Source organism: Xanthobacter sp. NM-25, assembly GCF_022138605.1.
Classification (GTDB): Bacteria; Pseudomonadota; Alphaproteobacteria; order Rhizobiales; family Xanthobacteraceae; genus Xanthobacter.
Map to the genome: position 1 here is coordinate 1 of NZ_JACBFS010000014.1, position 1,911 is coordinate 1,911.

At 62.2% G+C, this 1,911-nt stretch carries 2 protein-coding genes; one reads left to right on the top strand and one right to left on the bottom strand.

Annotated features, from left to right (window positions below):
- A partial coding sequence (locus MEU52_RS21670) for a Fic family protein (RefSeq protein WP_238123945.1) occupies nucleotides 1–735 on the bottom strand: 735 nt, incomplete at its 3' end.
- A gap of 173 nt (nucleotides 736–908) precedes the next feature.
- Between MEU52_RS21670 and MEU52_RS21675 the strand changes: the two genes are divergently transcribed.
- Nucleotides 909–1,808, top strand: a complete 900-nt coding sequence (locus tag MEU52_RS21675; protein WP_238123946.1) for an HNH endonuclease — start codon at nucleotides 909–911, stop codon at nucleotides 1,806–1,808.
- Nucleotides 1,809–1,911: the final 103 nt, after the last annotated feature.

Genomic DNA, 1,911 nt, shown 5'->3' on the forward strand with positions numbered 1-1,911 from the left:
CTTGCGGTGCTGCTCGATGGTATGGGCGAGTGCGATCAGCGTCGGTTGTCCGATATTCTGCGCGAGGGACTTTTCCGCGGCGGCGCGACCGATCCGACCGTTGCCATCCTCGAAGGGGTGGATGCTCTCGAAACAGAGATGTCCAATGCCGGCCCGGGTTAGTGCCGGCAGCGGTGTGCTACCGTTCGGTGCTGAGCGGTTGAACCAATCGAGATAGGCGCTCATCTCTTCGGGAACCTGAGACGAAGGCGGGGCCTCGAAATGCACTGTCGGCCGATCGTAACGACCGGACACGATCTGCATCGCGTCTTCATGGCGGCGATAGCCGCCGATCGTCTCCAGATGCCGGCTGTCCGCCATCAGCATGCGGTGCCAGCGGAACAGTGTGTCGGCGTCGAGAGGATTCGCCCAACTCCGGTAGAGATCCGCCATCATCTCCGCGATGCCGCGTTCCTTCGGCTTCACGGCGCGATCGTCGGTGTCGAAGCCGAATTGCCGGCGTAGGGAGGATTGCACGCTCAGACGATCCAGGGCCTCACCCTCGATCGCGCTGGTCTTGACCGCCTCCTCGCTGAGAAACTCGATCCGCAGCAGGTCGCGGTCATCGTCGCGCACATGCCGGACCGCGCCGATCATCTCACCGGAGAGCAGCAGGAAGTGCCGCTCCAGCGGTTCAAGGGCGGCTGGATCATAGGTAAAGTGAGGCCAATGGGGCTGCGTCCAATTCCATGCCATGAGCGATAGAGTCCTCCTCTATAGCTCTCATATTAGCCGATACATGATTTATAGAAAGCCACCCTATCGCTCACATGGCCCACGGGGCCGAAGTGCATTGTGGAACGAAGGGCGCGACTTTCTCCTCCCTGGCGTCGAAAACGCAATATGATGGCGCGGATCAGGGATGGGACATGGGATTCGGCGTCTTCATTCACCGCTCGGACTCGATCTACGATGACAGCCCGGCCGAGCAGTATCAATTTCCGTCGCTGTATCTCGGGCGGGTCGAGGCCTGCCTCGGCGACTGGATCGTCTATTACGAGCCTCGGAAAGTTGCGGAGACGCGCGGCTATTTCGCGATCGCCAAGGTCGAGCGGGTCGTGCCCGACCCGACGGCGCCCGGCATGTATCTGGCGCTGATCGAGCCCGGAAGCTACCTCGATTTCGTTCATCCGGTGCCGTTCAGCGATGCGGATGGTGTCATCGAGAGTGGCGTGCTGAATGAGAATGGGCGGATTTCAGGTCGCGCGCAGGCCGCCGTGCGTGCGCTCTCGCCGGCCGATTTCGATCGCATCATCCGGCTCGGGCTGGATGACAGCGAACCGTTGCTTCCGCGCGTCGACGATGACGCGCCCGTTGCCGGCTTTCGTGAAGAGCAGGCGCCGTTCGCATTCGAGCAGCCCCGGGAACGGGTCAGCATCCTTTCATCGCGGATCGTGAGGGATCGGATCTTCCGGCGGGTGGTGCTGCGCGCCTATGACGAGCGCTGCGCGATCAGCGGCCTTAAGCTCATCAATGGCGGAGGGCGGGCCGAGGTCGCCGCGGCACATATCCGACCGGTGGAGGCGAATGGACCCGACATCATCAGTAATGGGTTGGCCTTGTCGGGCACCGCGCACTGGATGTTTGATCGCGGTCTGATCAGCCTCTCGGATGATCTGGAGATTCTGATCTCCCGGCAGGCCAACGACCCCGATAGCGTGCGGGCCTTCATCAACCGGAGTGGTCGCGCCATCACGCCGAAAAAGACCCTCGAGCGACCGCATCCGCACTTCCTGAAATGGCACCGGGAACACTGCTTCAAACAGTGAAGCGGTGCCTCTACACCGCCTCCCAGACGCGGTTCAGGATCTGTGCGGCGAGCGCTGCCTTGTCCTGCGGCAGGAAGCGCCCATAGTGCTTGGCCACCATGTC

What these genes read in the sequence shown, in the direction of transcription:
- MEU52_RS21675 (WP_238123946.1), top strand. Translation starts at nt 909, where the DNA reads ATGGGATTCGGCGTCTTCATTCACCGCTCGGACTCGATCTACGATGAC.